Annotated in this window: 29 protein-coding genes; 28 read left to right on the top strand and 1 reads right to left on the bottom strand. The window is 50.0% G+C overall.

Features of this window, described 5'->3' with window-relative positions; all coding sequences use genetic code 11:
* From AC2T6E_RS22515 to bfr, 3 genes are all read left to right on the top strand, one after another.
* Positions 1-198 (top strand): EF-Tu C-terminal domain-related protein (locus AC2T6E_RS22515; protein ID WP_047668561.1); only part of this gene is annotated, 198 nt, incomplete at its 5' end.
* A gap of 179 nt (positions 199-377) precedes the next feature.
* On the top strand, positions 378-572 hold the full coding sequence (bfd, locus tag AC2T6E_RS22510; protein ID WP_003863268.1) for a bacterioferritin-associated ferredoxin: 195 nt from the start codon (positions 378-380) through the stop codon (positions 570-572).
* A gap of 72 nt (positions 573-644) precedes the next feature.
* On the top strand, positions 645-1121 hold the full coding sequence (gene bfr / locus AC2T6E_RS22505; RefSeq protein WP_089600728.1) for a bacterioferritin: 477 nt from the start codon (positions 645-647) through the stop codon (positions 1119-1121).
* On the opposite strand, the gene AC2T6E_RS22500 is transcribed toward bfr, so the two are convergent.
* On the bottom strand, positions 1105-1578 hold the full coding sequence (locus AC2T6E_RS22500) for a prepilin peptidase (RefSeq protein ID WP_174340038.1): 474 nt from the start codon (positions 1576-1578) through the stop codon (positions 1105-1107). The genes bfr and AC2T6E_RS22500 overlap by 17 nt on opposite strands.
* Positions 1579-1958: 380 nt before the next feature.
* On the opposite strand from AC2T6E_RS22500, the gene rpsJ reads away from it, so the two are divergent.
* The 25 genes from rpsJ to rpsK all read left to right on the top strand — a co-directional run bounded on the left by rpsJ (position 1959) and on the right by rpsK (position 13519).
* Positions 1959-2270: a 30S ribosomal protein S10 gene (gene rpsJ / locus AC2T6E_RS22495; RefSeq protein WP_001181005.1), complete on the top strand. Its 312-nt coding sequence runs from the start codon at positions 1959-1961 to the stop codon at positions 2268-2270.
* A 32-nt stretch (positions 2271-2302) separates the two neighbouring features.
* Complete coding sequence (rplC, locus tag AC2T6E_RS22490; RefSeq protein WP_042714858.1) at positions 2303-2932, top strand: 50S ribosomal protein L3; 630 nt, start codon at positions 2303-2305, stop codon at positions 2930-2932.
* 10 nt (positions 2933-2942) lie between these two features.
* Positions 2943-3548, top strand: a complete 606-nt coding sequence (gene rplD, locus AC2T6E_RS22485; RefSeq protein WP_003031119.1) for a 50S ribosomal protein L4 — start codon at positions 2943-2945, stop codon at positions 3546-3548.
* Positions 3545-3847 carry a 50S ribosomal protein L23 gene (rplW, locus tag AC2T6E_RS22480; RefSeq protein ID WP_000617546.1) on the top strand — a complete coding sequence of 101 codons (303 nt, stop codon included), beginning with the start codon at positions 3545-3547 and terminating at the stop codon, positions 3845-3847. Before rplD ends, rplW begins: the two co-directional genes overlap by 4 nt.
* Positions 3848-3864: 17 nt before the next feature.
* On the top strand, positions 3865-4686 hold the full coding sequence (gene rplB, locus AC2T6E_RS22475; RefSeq protein WP_008457150.1) for a 50S ribosomal protein L2: 822 nt from the start codon (positions 3865-3867) through the stop codon (positions 4684-4686).
* Positions 4687-4702: 16 nt separating this feature from the next.
* A complete protein-coding gene (gene rpsS, locus AC2T6E_RS22470; protein WP_001138117.1) occupies positions 4703-4981 on the top strand; it encodes a 30S ribosomal protein S19 in 279 nt (92 codons plus the stop codon).
* 14 nt (positions 4982-4995) lie between these two features.
* Entirely contained in the window at positions 4996-5328 is a 333-nt protein-coding gene (rplV, locus tag AC2T6E_RS22465; RefSeq protein ID WP_002919773.1) for a 50S ribosomal protein L22, read from the top strand.
* A gap of 17 nt (positions 5329-5345) precedes the next feature.
* Entirely contained in the window at positions 5346-6047 is a 702-nt protein-coding gene (gene rpsC, locus AC2T6E_RS22460; protein ID WP_000529945.1) for a 30S ribosomal protein S3, read from the top strand.
* A gap of 12 nt (positions 6048-6059) precedes the next feature.
* A complete protein-coding gene (gene rplP / locus AC2T6E_RS22455; RefSeq protein ID WP_002919759.1) occupies positions 6060-6470 on the top strand; it encodes a 50S ribosomal protein L16 in 411 nt (136 codons plus the stop codon).
* Positions 6470-6661 carry a 50S ribosomal protein L29 gene (gene rpmC / locus AC2T6E_RS22450; RefSeq protein ID WP_003863282.1) on the top strand — a complete coding sequence of 64 codons (192 nt, stop codon included), beginning with the start codon at positions 6470-6472 and terminating at the stop codon, positions 6659-6661. The genes rplP and rpmC overlap by 1 nt, the downstream gene beginning before the upstream one ends.
* Entirely contained in the window at positions 6661-6915 is a 255-nt protein-coding gene (rpsQ, locus tag AC2T6E_RS22445; RefSeq protein WP_008503489.1) for a 30S ribosomal protein S17, read from the top strand. The genes rpmC and rpsQ overlap by 1 nt, the downstream gene beginning before the upstream one ends.
* A 166-nt stretch (positions 6916-7081) precedes the next feature.
* A complete protein-coding gene (gene rplN / locus AC2T6E_RS22440) occupies positions 7082-7453 on the top strand; it encodes a 50S ribosomal protein L14 (RefSeq protein ID WP_004160583.1) in 372 nt (123 codons plus the stop codon).
* A gap of 10 nt (positions 7454-7463) precedes the next feature.
* On the top strand, positions 7464-7778 hold the full coding sequence (rplX, locus tag AC2T6E_RS22435; protein ID WP_003863287.1) for a 50S ribosomal protein L24: 315 nt from the start codon (positions 7464-7466) through the stop codon (positions 7776-7778).
* Between the two features lie 14 nt (positions 7779-7792).
* Positions 7793-8332, top strand: coding sequence for a 50S ribosomal protein L5 (gene rplE, locus AC2T6E_RS22430; protein ID WP_001096206.1), 540 nt, complete (start codon positions 7793-7795; stop codon positions 8330-8332).
* A gap of 14 nt (positions 8333-8346) precedes the next feature.
* On the top strand, positions 8347-8652 hold the full coding sequence (gene rpsN, locus AC2T6E_RS22425; protein WP_003863291.1) for a 30S ribosomal protein S14: 306 nt from the start codon (positions 8347-8349) through the stop codon (positions 8650-8652).
* 30 nt (positions 8653-8682) lie between these two features.
* Positions 8683-9075, top strand: a complete 393-nt coding sequence (gene rpsH, locus AC2T6E_RS22420; protein ID WP_006178918.1) for a 30S ribosomal protein S8 — start codon at positions 8683-8685, stop codon at positions 9073-9075.
* Between the two features lie 12 nt (positions 9076-9087).
* A complete protein-coding gene (gene rplF / locus AC2T6E_RS22415) occupies positions 9088-9621 on the top strand; it encodes a 50S ribosomal protein L6 (RefSeq protein WP_003863296.1) in 534 nt (177 codons plus the stop codon).
* Between the two features lie 9 nt (positions 9622-9630).
* Entirely contained in the window at positions 9631-9984 is a 354-nt protein-coding gene (rplR, locus tag AC2T6E_RS22410) for a 50S ribosomal protein L18 (protein WP_003863297.1), read from the top strand.
* 14 nt (positions 9985-9998) lie between these two features.
* The gene (rpsE, locus tag AC2T6E_RS22405; RefSeq protein ID WP_003863299.1) at positions 9999-10499 is read left to right on the top strand and encodes a 30S ribosomal protein S5; all 501 of its coding nucleotides are present in this window, start codon (positions 9999-10001) and stop codon (positions 10497-10499) included.
* A gap of 6 nt (positions 10500-10505) precedes the next feature.
* Positions 10506-10685, top strand: coding sequence for a 50S ribosomal protein L30 (gene rpmD / locus AC2T6E_RS22400; protein WP_003863301.1), 180 nt, complete (start codon positions 10506-10508; stop codon positions 10683-10685).
* Between the two features lie 3 nt (positions 10686-10688).
* On the top strand, positions 10689-11123 hold the full coding sequence (gene rplO / locus AC2T6E_RS22395) for a 50S ribosomal protein L15 (RefSeq protein ID WP_003863304.1): 435 nt from the start codon (positions 10689-10691) through the stop codon (positions 11121-11123).
* 7 nt (positions 11124-11130) lie between these two features.
* Entirely contained in the window at positions 11131-12462 is a 1332-nt protein-coding gene (gene secY / locus AC2T6E_RS22390) for a preprotein translocase subunit SecY (protein WP_003863305.1), read from the top strand.
* Between the two features lie 31 nt (positions 12463-12493).
* Complete coding sequence (gene rpmJ / locus AC2T6E_RS22385) at positions 12494-12610, top strand: 50S ribosomal protein L36 (RefSeq protein WP_000868187.1); 117 nt, start codon at positions 12494-12496, stop codon at positions 12608-12610.
* Between the two features lie 146 nt (positions 12611-12756).
* The gene (gene rpsM / locus AC2T6E_RS22380; protein WP_003863308.1) at positions 12757-13113 is read left to right on the top strand and encodes a 30S ribosomal protein S13; all 357 of its coding nucleotides are present in this window, start codon (positions 12757-12759) and stop codon (positions 13111-13113) included.
* Positions 13114-13129: 16 nt separating this feature from the next.
* Entirely contained in the window at positions 13130-13519 is a 390-nt protein-coding gene (gene rpsK, locus AC2T6E_RS22375) for a 30S ribosomal protein S11 (protein ID WP_003863312.1), read from the top strand.
* The last annotated feature ends 20 nt before the right edge of the window (positions 13520-13539 follow it).

Genomic DNA, 13539 nt, shown 5'->3' with positions numbered 1-13539 from the left:
CAGTTCTACTTCCGTACAACTGACGTGACCGGTACCATCGAACTGCCAGAAGGCGTTGAGATGGTAATGCCAGGCGACAACATCAAGATGGTTGTGACTCTGATCCACCCAATCGCGATGGACGACGGTCTGCGTTTCGCAATCCGTGAAGGCGGTCGTACCGTTGGCGCGGGCGTTGTTGCTAAAGTTCTGGGCTAATTAATTATCCCTGAATGAAAAAAGGACGCTTCGGCGTCCTTTTTTGTTTTCTGGCGGTTTGAACCTGTCACAAATTTTCGCATTTTTTGCCTGCTTCCGTCTCGCATCCCGGCGTTTGTGCTATTGTAATCATAACCATTCTCACTTACACTTTGCGCATATTTTGAACGGGAGTTTTTATGTACGTTTGTTTATGTAATGGTGTGAGTGACAAAAAAATACGTCAGGCCGTTCGCCAGTTTCAGCCACAGTCATTCCAGCAGCTTCGCAAGTTTGTTCCGGTGGGAAATCAATGCGGTAAATGCGTTCGCGCAGCGCGTGAGATTATGCAGGACGAATTGATGCAGATCCCGGAATTCAAAGAGATCGCGTAAGCCCGTATCTTTTTTTTGACATCCTTGTAGCCCGATCTACGCTTCAATGAGTGGAAGCGGAGGGACTATATAATGAAAGGTGATGTTAAAATCATAAGTTATCTCAATAAATTATTGGGAAATGAGCTTGTCGCAATCAATCAGTATTTTCTCCATGCAAGAATGTTCAAAAACTGGGGACTGACTCGCCTCAATGATGTCGAATACCATGAGTCCATCGATGAGATGAAGCACGCCGATAAATATATTGAGCGTATTTTATTCCTCGAAGGCATTCCAAACTTGCAGGATCTTGGCAAGCTGGGCATTGGTGAAGATGTTGAGGAGATGCTGCGTTCCGATCTCAGACTGGAGCTCGAAGGCGCAAGAGATCTTCGTGAAGCCATCGCCTATGCTGACAGCGTCCATGATTATGTTAGTCGTGACATGATGATCCAGATCCTCGCCGACGAAGAAGGCCATATTGACTGGCTGGAGACTGAACTGGATCTCATTACCAAAATTGGCCTACAGAATTACCTTCAGTCGCAGATCAAAGTGGAAAGCTAATCAGGTTTTCCCAGCCAACGCATAAACCCGCTGCCGCCAGAAATGGCCCAAAAGGCAGTGGGTTTTTTAATGTCTGTTTATCAGGGTGAACTAAAGATAGGATGAGAAGACACAAAAGTGCCATCAGCGCGGCGACCAACGCCAGCAGCGGTAATACGCACCAGCCATGCCAGGCGCCCAGCGCTGCCAGATATTTAACATCGCCATAGCCCATCCCTTCGCGGCGAAAGATAAACCGATAGCCCCAGTAAATAGCGGCAAAGCCGACATATCCTGCCATCGCACCCACCACCGCACTCGGCAGAAAATCAGGATGGATACAGAGCTGAAAGAGCAAGCCCACCCACAGTAGTGGGCAGAGAAATTTATCGGGGAGCAGGCCGCAGCGGATATCTGCGTATACAAGAAAGGCAGTCAGCGAAAAATAGAACAGCAGAAAGGGGAGGATAGTTAACATGGAAAAGGCCTCAACAGGGTTTGAGCGCATCCTCGTTATAATCGGCCTGTCCGACAATCTACAAAAACCACAATTGCGTAGGGGCTCCAGACAAAGATTCGATAAGGGATACATTGCGTAAAAAGTTGCGAGTCCTTACGCATACCGCGCCTTTAGCGCTTAATTTCTAAACGGCACTTGCGTCTTTCTCTGATTTACGTATAATGCGCGGGCTTGTCGTAATTGACGGCTGGTTCGAACTGAACCGGAGTAACTCATTTTGTTACTCAACAATGCTCCCAATTGGGGAGCTACGTAAGAACGGTTACACTCTCCCATCAATCGTAATGGGTTTGAGGAGTAATCATTTTCGTTTATAAAATAATTGGAGCTCTGGTCTCATGCAGAACCAAAGAATCCGTATCCGCCTTAAAGCGTTTGATCATCGTCTGATCGATCAATCAACCGCGGAAATCGTCGAGACTGCTAAGCGCACTGGTGCGCAAGTCCGCGGTCCGATCCCGCTGCCGACCCGCAAAGAGCGCTTCACCGTTCTGATCTCCCCGCACGTCAACAAAGACGCGCGTGATCAGTACGAAATCCGCACTCACAAGCGTCTGGTTGACATCGTTGAGCCAACTGAGAAAACCGTTGATGCTCTGATGCGTCTGGATCTGGCTGCCGGTGTAGACGTGCAGATCAGCCTGGGTTGATCAGGTCATCGAGCGATTGAGAGGTTGATACAATGATTGGTTTAGTCGGTAAAAAAGTGGGTATGACCCGCATCTTCACAGAAGATGGCGTTTCTATCCCAGTAACCGTAATCGAAGTTGAAGCAAACCGCGTTACTCAGATCAAAGATCTGGCTAACGATGGCTACCGCGCTGTTCAGGTGACCACTGGTGCTAAAAAAGCTAACCGTGTAACCAAACCAGAAGCGGGTCACTTCGCTAAAGCTGGCGTTGAAGCTGGCCGTGGTCTGTGGGAATTCCGTCTTGCTGAAGGCGAAGAGTTCACCGTAGGTCAAGACATTAGCGTTGAGCTGTTTGCTGACGTTAAAAAAGTTGACGTAACCGGTACCTCTAAAGGTAAAGGTTTTGCTGGTACCGTTAAGCGCTGGAACTTCCGTACCCAGGACGCTACTCACGGTAACTCCTTGTCTCACCGCGTTCCGGGTTCTATCGGTCAGAACCAGACTCCGGGCAAAGTGTTCAAAGGCAAGAAAATGGCAGGTCAGCTGGGTAACGAACGTGTAACCGTTCAGAGCCTGGACGTAGTACGTGTTGACGCTGAGCGCAACCTGCTGCTGGTTAAAGGTGCAGTTCCGGGTGCAACCGGTAGCGACCTGATCGTTAAACCAGCTGTGAAGGCGTAAGGGGATAGCAATGGAATTAGTATTGAAAGACGCGCAGAGCGCGCTGACTGTTTCCGAAACTACCTTCGGTCGTGATTTCAACGAAGCGCTGGTTCACCAGGTTGTTGTTGCTTATGCAGCTGGTGCTCGTCAGGGTACTCGTGCTCAGAAGACTCGTGCTGAAGTAACTGGTTCTGGCAAAAAGCCATGGCGTCAGAAAGGTACCGGCCGTGCGCGTTCAGGTTCTATCAAGAGCCCGATCTGGCGTTCAGGTGGCGTGACCTTCGCTGCGCGTCCACAGGACCACAGTCAAAAAGTTAACAAAAAGATGTACCGCGGCGCGCTGAAAAGCATCCTGTCCGAACTGGTACGTCAGGATCGTCTGATCGTTGTCGAATCATTCTCTGTAGAAGCGCCTAAAACTAAGCTGCTGGCACAGAAACTGAAAGACATGGCTCTGGAAGATGTGCTGATCATCACCGGTGAGCTGGACGAGAACCTGTTCCTGGCCGCACGTAACCTGCACAAGGTTGACGTACGCGATGCGACTGGTATCGACCCGGTTAGCCTGATCGCCTTCGACAAAGTCGTAATGACTGCTGATGCTGTTAAGCAAGTTGAGGAGATGCTGGCATGATTCGTGAAGAACGTCTGCTGAAGGTGCTTCGCGCACCGCACGTTTCTGAAAAAGCGTCTACTGCGATGGAAAAAACAAACACCATCGTTCTCAAAGTTGCTAAAGACGCGACCAAAGCAGAAATCAAAGCTGCTGTGCAGAAACTGTTTGAAGTCGAAGTCGAAGTCGTTAACACCCTGGTTGTTAAAGGGAAAGTTAAACGTCACGGACAGCGTATCGGTCGTCGTAGCGACTGGAAAAAAGCTTACGTCACCCTGAAAGAAGGCCAGAATCTGGACTTCGTTGGCGGCGCTGAGTAAGTCGGAGGAGTAATACAATGGCAGTTGTTAAATGTAAACCGACATCTCCGGGTCGTCGCCACGTAGTTAAAGTGGTTAACCCTGAGCTGCACAAGGGCAAACCTTTTGCTCCGTTGCTGGAAAAAAACAGCAAATCCGGTGGTCGTAACAACAATGGCCGTATCACCACTCGTCACATCGGTGGTGGCCACAAGCAGGCTTATCGTATTGTTGACTTCAAACGCAACAAAGACGGTATCCCAGCAGTTGTTGAGCGTCTTGAGTACGATCCGAACCGTTCCGCGAACATCGCGCTGGTTCTGTACAAAGATGGCGAACGCCGTTACATCCTGGCCCCTAAAGGCCTGAAAGCTGGCGACCAGATTCAGTCTGGCGTTGATGCTGCAATCAAAGCAGGTAACACCCTGCCGATGCGCAATATCCCGGTTGGTTCTACCGTTCATAACGTAGAAATGAAACCAGGTAAAGGCGGTCAGCTGGCACGTTCCGCTGGTACTTACGTTCAGATCGTTGCGCGCGACGGTGCTTATGTCACCCTGCGTCTGCGTTCTGGTGAAATGCGTAAAGTCGAAGCAGACTGCCGCGCTACTCTGGGCGAAGTTGGCAATGCTGAGCATATGCTGCGCGTTCTGGGTAAAGCAGGTGCTGCACGCTGGCGTGGTGTTCGTCCTACCGTTCGCGGTACTGCGATGAACCCAGTCGACCACCCACATGGTGGTGGTGAAGGTCGTAACTTTGGTAAGCACCCGGTATCTCCGTGGGGCGTTCAGACCAAAGGTAAGAAGACCCGCAGCAACAAGCGTACTGATAAATTTATCGTACGTCGCCGTAGCAAATAATTTTAGAGGATAAGCCATGCCACGTTCTCTCAAGAAAGGTCCTTTTATTGACCTGCACTTGCTGAAGAAGGTAGAGAAAGCGGTGGAAAGCGGAGACAAGAAGCCCCTGCGCACTTGGTCCCGTCGTTCAACGATCTTTCCTAACATGATCGGTTTGACCATCGCTGTCCATAATGGTCGTCAGCACGTTCCAGTCTTTGTTACCGACGAAATGGTTGGTCACAAACTGGGTGAATTCGCACCGACTCGTACTTATCGCGGCCACGCTGCTGATAAAAAAGCGAAGAAGAAATAAGGTAGGAGGAAGAGATGGAAACTTTAGCTCAACATCGCCATGCTCGTTCTTCTGCACAGAAGGTTCGCCTTGTTGCTGACCTGATTCGCGGTAAGAAAGTGTCGCAGGCCCTGGACATCCTGACCTATACCAACAAGAAAGCTGCGGTATTGGTCAAGAAAGTACTGGAATCTGCCATTGCTAACGCTGAACACAACGATGGCGCTGACATCGACGATCTGAAAGTCGCGAAAATTTTCGTAGATGAAGGCCCAAGCATGAAGCGCATTATGCCGCGTGCGAAAGGTCGTGCAGATCGCATCCTGAAGCGCACCAGCCACATTACTGTGGTTGTGTCCGATCGCTGAGACTCTGGAGACTAGCAATGGGTCAGAAAGTACATCCTAATGGTATTCGCCTGGGTATTGTAAAACCATGGAACTCTACCTGGTTTGCGAACACCAAAGAATTCGCTGACAACCTGGACAGCGATTTTAAAGTACGTCAGTACCTGACTAAGGAACTGGCTAAAGCGTCTGTATCTCGTATCGTTATCGAGCGTCCAGCTAAGAGCATCCGTGTGACTATTCACACTGCTCGTCCTGGCATCGTTATCGGTAAGAAAGGCGAAGACGTAGAAAAACTGCGCAAGGTCGTAGCGGATATCGCTGGCGTTCCTGCACAGATCAATATCGCTGAAGTTCGTAAGCCTGAACTGGACGCTAAATTGGTTGCTGACAGCATCACTTCACAGCTGGAACGTCGCGTGATGTTCCGTCGTGCTATGAAGCGTGCTGTACAGAACGCAATGCGTCTGGGCGCTAAAGGTATCAAAGTTGAAGTTAGCGGCCGTCTGGGCGGCGCGGAAATCGCACGTACCGAATGGTACCGCGAAGGTCGCGTACCGCTGCACACTCTGCGTGCTGACATTGACTACAACACCTCTGAAGCGCACACCACTTACGGTGTAATCGGCGTTAAGGTATGGATCTTCAAAGGTGAGATCCTGGGTGGTATGGCTGCTGTTGAACAACCGGAAAAACCGGCTGCTCAACCTAAAAAGCAGCAGCGTAAAGGCCGTAAATAAGGAGCGTCGCTGATGTTACAACCAAAGCGTACAAAATTCCGTAAAGTGCACAAAGGCCGCAACCGTGGTCTGGCGCAGGGTACGGATGTTAGCTTCGGCACTTTCGGTCTGAAAGCTGTTGGCCGTGGTCGTCTGACTGCACGTCAGATCGAAGCAGCACGTCGTGCAATGACCCGTGCAGTTAAGCGTCAAGGTAAGATCTGGATCCGTGTATTCCCGGACAAACCGATCACCGAGAAGCCACTGGAAGTTCGTATGGGTAAAGGTAAAGGTAACGTGGAGTACTGGGTTGCCTTGATCCAACCGGGCAAAGTCCTTTATGAAATGGACGGTGTTCCGGAAGAGCTGGCCCGTGAAGCCTTCGGCCTGGCAGCAGCGAAACTGCCTATCAAAACCACCTTTGTAACTAAGACGGTGATGTAATGAAAGCAAAAGAGCTGCGTGAAAAAAGCGTTGAAGAGCTGAACGCTGAGCTGCTGAACCTGCTGCGTGAGCAGTTCAACCTGCGTATGCAGGCTGCAAGTGGCCAGCTGCAACAGACTCACCTGCTGAAGCAAGTGCGTCGCAATGTTGCACGCGTTAAGACTTTACTGACTCAGAAGGCGGGTGCGTAATGACCGATAAAATCCGTACTCTGCAAGGTCGTGTTGTTAGCGACAAAATGGAGAAATCCATTGTTGTAGCTATCGAACGTATTGTGAAACACCCGATCTACGGTAAATTCATCAAACGTACGACCAAACTGCACGTACATGACGAGAACAACGAATGTGGTATCGGCGACAAGGTTGAAATCCGTGAATGCCGTCCACTGTCCAAGACTAAGTCCTGGACGCTGGTTCGCGTTGTAGAGAAAGCGGTTCTGTAATACAGTACGCATTCTCAATACGAATAAACGGCTCAGCGATGAGCCGTTTATTTTTTCTACCCATATTGTAGAAGCGGTGTTATAATGCCGCGCCCTCGATATGGGGCTTTTTAACGGCTCTGATTTTAGAGTCTCAGGTAGTAGTTGACATTAGCGGAGCACTGAAATGATCCAAGAACAGACTATGCTGAACGTCGCCGACAACTCCGGTGCACGTCGCGTAATGTGTATCAAGGTTCTGGGTGGCTCGCACCGTCGCTACGCAGGCGTAGGCGACATCATCAAGATCACCATCAAGGAAGCAATTCCACGTGGTAAGGTCAAAAAAGGTGATGTGCTGAAAGCGGTAGTGGTGCGCACCAGGAAGGGTGTTCGTCGCCCTGACGGTTCTGTCATTCGCTTCGATGGTAATGCATGCGTTATTTTAAACAATAACAGCGAGCAGCCTATCGGCACGCGTATCTTTGGGCCGGTAACTCGTGAACTTCGTACTGAAAAGTTCATGAAAATTATCTCTCTGGCACCAGAAGTACTCTAAGGAGCGAATCATGGCAGCGAAAATCCGTCGTGATGACGAAGTTATCGTGTTAACCGGTAAAGATAAAGGTAAACGCGGTAAAGTAAAAAATGTTCTGTCTTCCGGCAAACTTGTCGTTGAAGGTATCAACCTGGTTAAGAAACATCAGAAGCCGGTTCCGGCCCTGAACCAACCAGGTGGCATCGTTGAAAAAGAAGCTGCTATTCAGGTTTCTAACGTTGCAATCTTCAATGCGGCTACCGGCAAGGCTGACCGTGTAGGCTTTAGATTCGAAGACGGCAAAAAAGTCCGTTTCTTCAAGTCTAACAGCGAAACTATCAAGTAATTTGGAGTAGTACGATGGCGAAACTGCATGATTACTACAAAGACGAAGTAGTTAACAAACTCATGACTGAGTTTAACTACAATTCTGTCATGCAAGTCCCTCGGGTCGAGAAGATCACCCTGAACATGGGTGTTGGTGAAGCGATCGCTGACAAGAAACTGCTGGATAACGCAGCAGCTGACCTGACAGCAATCTCCGGTCAAAAACCGCTGATCACCAAAGCACGCAAATCTGTTGCAGGCTTCAAAATCCGTCAGGGCTATCCGATCGGCTGTAAAGTAACTCTGCGTGGCGAACGCATGTGGGAGTTCTTTGAGCGCCTGATCACTATTGCTGTTCCACGTATCCGTGACTTCCGTGGCTTGTCCGCTAAGTCTTTCGACGGTCGTGGTAACTACAGCATGGGTGTCCGTGAGCAGATCATCTTCCCAGAAATCGACTACGATAAAGTCGACCGCGTGCGTGGTTTGGATATTACCATTACCACTACTGCGAAATCTGACGAAGAAGGCCGTGCTCTGCTGGCTGCCTTTGACTTCCCGTTCCGCAAGTAAGGTAGGGTTACTGAATGGCTAAGCAATCAATGAAAGCACGCGAAGTAAAGCGCGTAGCTTTAGCTGATAAATTCTTCGCTAAACGCGCTGAACTGAAAGCGATCATTTCTGATGTGAACGCTTCCGACGAAGATCGTTGGAATGCGGTTCTCAAGCTGCAGTCTCTGCCGCGTGATTCCAGCCCGTCTCGTCAGCGTAACCGCTGTCGTCAAACAGGTCGTCCACATGGTTATGTGGGCAAGTTTGGGTTGAGCCGTATCAAACTGCGTGAAGCCGCCATGCGCGGTGAAGTACCAGGCTTGAAAAAGGCTAGCTGGTAATTACCAATTGAATCACGGGAGTAAAGACAGATGAGCATGCAAGATCCGATCGCGGATATGCTGACCCGTATCCGTAACGGTCAGGCCGCGAACAAAGTTGCGGTCACCATGCCTTCCGCCAAGCTGAAAGTGGCAATTGCCAACGTGCTGAAGGAAGAAGGTTTTATCGAAGATTTTAAAGTTGAAGGCGACACCAAGCCGGAACTGGAACTTACTCTCAAGTATTTCCAGGGTAAAGCTGTTGTAGAAAGCATTCAGCGTGTCAGCCGCCCAGGTCTGCGCATCTATAAGAAAAAAGATGAGCTGCCGAAAGTTATGGCTGGCCTTGGTATCGCAGTTGTTTCTACCTCAAAAGGTGTTATGACTGATCGTGCAGCGCGCCAGGCTGGTCTTGGTGGCGAAATTATCTGCTACGTAGCCTAATCGGAGGAAAGAATGTCTCGTGTTGCTAAAGCACCGGTCGTTATTCCTGCCGGCGTTGATGTAAAAATCGACGGTCAGGTTATTACGATCAAAGGTAAAAACGGCGAGCTGACTCGTACCCTCAACAAAGCTGTTGAAGTTAAACATGCAGATAACGCTCTGACCTTCGGTCCACGTGATGGTTTCGTGGATGGATGGGCTCAGGCTGGTACCGCGCGTGCCCTGCTGAACTCAATGGTTGTTGGTGTTACCGAAGGCTTCACTAAAAAGCTTCAGCTGGTTGGTGTAGGTTATCGTGCAGCTATCAAAGGGAATGCAGTAGGCCTGTCTCTGGGCTTCTCACACCCTGTTGAGCATCCGCTGCCGGCCGGTATCACTGCAGAATGTCCGACTCAAACTGAAATCGTGCTGAAAGGCGCTGATAAACAGCTGATCGGTCAGGTTGCAGCAGATCTGCGCGCCTACCGTCGTCCTGAGCCTTATAAAGGTAAGGGTGTTCGTTACGCCGACGAAGTCGTGCGTACCAAAGAGGCTAAGAAGAAGTAAGGTAACACTATGGATAAGAAATCTGCTCGTATCCGTCGTGCGACCCGCGCACGCCGCAAGCTCAAAGAGCTGGGTGCAACTCGCCTGGTGGTACATCGTACCCCGCGTCATATTTACGCACAGGTAATTGCACCGAACGGTTCTGAAGTTCTGGTAGCTGCTTCTACTGTAGAAAAAGCTATCTCAGAACAATTGAAGTACACCGGTAACAAAGACGCCGCTGCAGCTGTAGGTAAAGCTGTTGCTGAACGCGCTCTGGAAAAAGGCATCAGCAATGTTTCCTTTGACCGTTCCGGGTTCCAATATCATGGTCGTGTCCAGGCACTGGCAGATGCTGCCCGTGAAGCTGGCCTTCAGTTCTAAGGTAGAGGTGTAAGATGGCTCACATCGAAAAACAGGCTGGCGAACTGCAGGAAAAGCTGATCGCGGTTAACCGCGTATCTAAAACCGTAAAAGGTGGTCGTATTTTCTCCTTCACAGCTCTGACTGTAGTTGGTGATGGTAACGGTCGCGTTGGTTTTGGTTACGGTAAAGCGCGTGAAGTTCCAGCAGCGATCCAGAAAGCGATGGAAAAAGCCCGTCGCAATATGATTAACGTCGCGCTGAACAACGGCACCCTGCAACACCCAGTTAAAGGTGTTCACACGGGTTCTCGTGTATTCATGCAGCCAGCTTCAGAAGGTACCGGTATCATCGCCGGTGGTGCAATGCGCGCCGTTCTGGAAGTTGCTGGAGTTCATAACGTTCTGGCTAAAGCATATGGTTCCACCAACCCGATCAACGTGGTTCGTGCAACTATTGATGGCCTGGAAAATATGAATTCTCCAGAAATGGTCGCTGCCAAGCGTGGTAAATCCGTTGAAGAAATTCTGGGGTAATTGACCATGGCAAAGACTATTAAAATCACTCAAACCCGCAGTGCAATCGGTCGTCTGCCGAAACACAAGGCAACGCTGCTTGGCCTGGGTCTGCGTCGTATTGGTCATACCGTTGAGCGCGAGGATACTCCTGCTGTTCGTGGTATGGTCAACGCGGTTTACTTCATGGTTAAAGTTGAGGAGTAAGAGATGCGTTTAAATACTCTGTCTCCGGCCGAAGGCTCTAAAAAGGCGGGTAAACGCCTGGGTCGTGGTATCGGTTCTGGCCTCGGCAAAACCGGTGGTCGTGGTCACAAAGGTCAGAACTCTCGTTCTGGCGGTGGCGTACGTCGCGGTTTCGAGGGTGGCCAGATGCCACTGTACCGTCGTCTGCCGAAGTTCGGCTTCACCTCTCGCAAAGCAGCGATCACAGCGGAAATCCGTCTGTCTGACCTGGCGAAAGTTGAAGGCGGCGTTGTAGACCTGAACACGCTGAAAGCAGCAAACATTATCGGTATCCAGATCGAGTTCGCGAAAGTGATCCTGGCTGGTGAAGTTTCTACTCCGGTAACTGTTCGTGGCCTGCGTGTTACTAAAGGTGCTCGTGCTGCTATCGAAGCTGCTGGCGGTAAAATTGAGGAATAAGTAGCAGATGGCTAAGCAACCGGGATTAGATTTTCAAAGTGCCAAAGGTGGATTTGGCGAGCTGAAACGCAGACTGCTGTTTGTTATCGGCGCGCTGATTGTGTTCCGTATTGGCTCTTTTATTCCGATCCCTGGTATCGATGCCGCTGTACTTGCCAAACTGCTTGAGCAACAGCGAGGCACCATCATTGAAATGTTCAACATGTTCTCTGGTGGTGCTCTCAGCCGTGCTTCTATCTTTGCACTGGGTATTATGCCGTACATTTCGGCATCAATTATTATCCAACTGCTGACGGTCGTTCATCCGGCCCTGGCAGAGCTGAAGAAAGAAGGGGAGTCTGGACGTCGTAAGATTAGCCAGTACACCCGTTACGGCACTCTGGTGCTGGCAATATTCCAGTCGATCGGTATTGCTACCGGTCTTCCGAATATGCCTGGTATGCAGGGCCTGGTGTTAAACCCGGGCTTTGCATTCTATTTCACCGCTGTTGTAAGTCTGGTCACAGGGACGATGTTCCTGATGTGGCTCGGCGAACAGATTACTGAGCGTGGTATCGGCAACGGTATCTCAATCATCATCTTCGCCGGTATTGTTGCGGGTCTCCCGCCAGCCATCGCCCATACTATCGAGCAAGCGCGTCAAGGCGACCTGCACTTCCTCCTGTTGCTGTTGGTTGCAGTATTAGTATTTGCAGTGACGTTCTTTGTTGTCTTCGTTGAACGTGGTCAACGCCGCATTGTGGTGAACTACGCTAAACGTCAGCAGGGTCGTCGTGTCTATGCTGCACAGAGCACACATTTACCGCTGAAAGTGAATATGGCGGGGGTTATCCCGGCTATCTTCGCTTCCAGTATTATTCTGTTCCCGGCAACCATCGCGTCATGGTTCGGGGGCGGTACTGGTTGGAACTGGCTGACAACAATTTCGCTGTATTTGCAGCCTGGGCAACCACTTTATGTGTTACTCTATGCGTCTGCGATCATCTTCTTCTGTTTCTTCTACACGGCGTTGGTTTTCAACCCGCGTGAAACAGCAGATAACCTGAAGAAGTCCGGTGCATTTGTACCAGGAATTCGTCCGGGAGAGCAAACGGCGAAGTATATCGATAAAGTAATGACTCGCCTGACTTTGGTTGGTGCGCTTTATATTACTTTTATCTGCCTGATCCCGGAGTTCATGCGTGATGCAATGAAAGTACCGTTCTACTTCGGTGGGACCTCACTGCTTATCGTTGTTGTCGTGATTATGGACTTTATGGCTCAAGTGCAAACTCTGATGATGTCCAGTCAGTATGAGTCTGCATTGAAGAAGGCGAACCTGAAAGGCTACGGCCGCTAAATGGTCGCCTGAGAAGTTACGGAGAGTAAAAATGAAAGTTCGTGCTTCCGTCAAGAAATTATGCCGTAACTGCAAAATCGTTAAGCGTGATGGTGTCATCCGTGTGATTTGCAGTGCCGAGCCGAAGCATAAACAGCGCCAAGGCTGATTATTTCGCATATTTTTCTTGCAAAGTTGGGTTGAGCTGGCTAGATTAGCCAGCCAATCTTTTGTATGTCTGTACGTTTCCATTTGAGTATCCTGAAAACGGGCTTTTCAGCATGGTGCGTACATATTAAATAGTAGGAGTGCATAGTGGCCCGTATAGCAGGCATTAACATTCCTGATCAGAAACATGCTGTGATCGCATTAACTTCGATCTACGGCGTCGGCAAGACCCGTTCTAAAGCCATTCTGGCTGCAGCGGGTATCGCTGAAGATGTTAAGATCAGTGAGCTGTCTGAAGAACAAATCGACACGCTGCGTGACGAAGTTGCCAAATTTGTCGTTGAAGGTGATCTGCGCCGTGAAATCAGCATGAGCATCAAGCGCCTGATGGATCTTGGTTGCTATCGCGGTTTGCGTCATCGTCGTGGTCTGCCAGTGCGCGGTCAGCGTACTAAGACCAACGCACGTACCCGTAAGGGTCCGCGCAAACCGATCAAGAAATAATCGGGGTGATTGAATAATGGCAAAGGCACCAGTTCGTGCACGTAAACGTGTAAGAAAACAAGTCTCTGACGGCGTGGCTCATATCCATGCTTCTTTCAACAACACCATCGTTACTATTACTGATCGTCAGGGTAACGCATTGGGTTGGGCAACAGCCGGTGGTTCCGGTTTCCGTGGTTCTCGCAAATCCACTCCGTTCGCAGCTCAGGTTGCAGCAGAGCGTTGCGCTGAAGCCGTAAAAGAATACGGCATCAAGAATCTGGAAGTTATGGTTAAAGGTCCGGGTCCGGGTCGTGAATCTACTGTTCGCGCTCTGAACGCCGCTGGTTTCCGCATCACTAATATTACTGATGTGACTCCGATCCCTCATAACGGTTGTCGTCCGCCGAAAAAACGTCGCGTATAACGCTCCGTTTTTTAGGTTAG

The organism is Enterobacter sp. B79-1 (assembly GCF_057444735.1).
The sequence above is the reverse complement of the archived record's forward strand: the minus strand, read 5'-3'. Positions and strand labels throughout refer to the sequence as shown.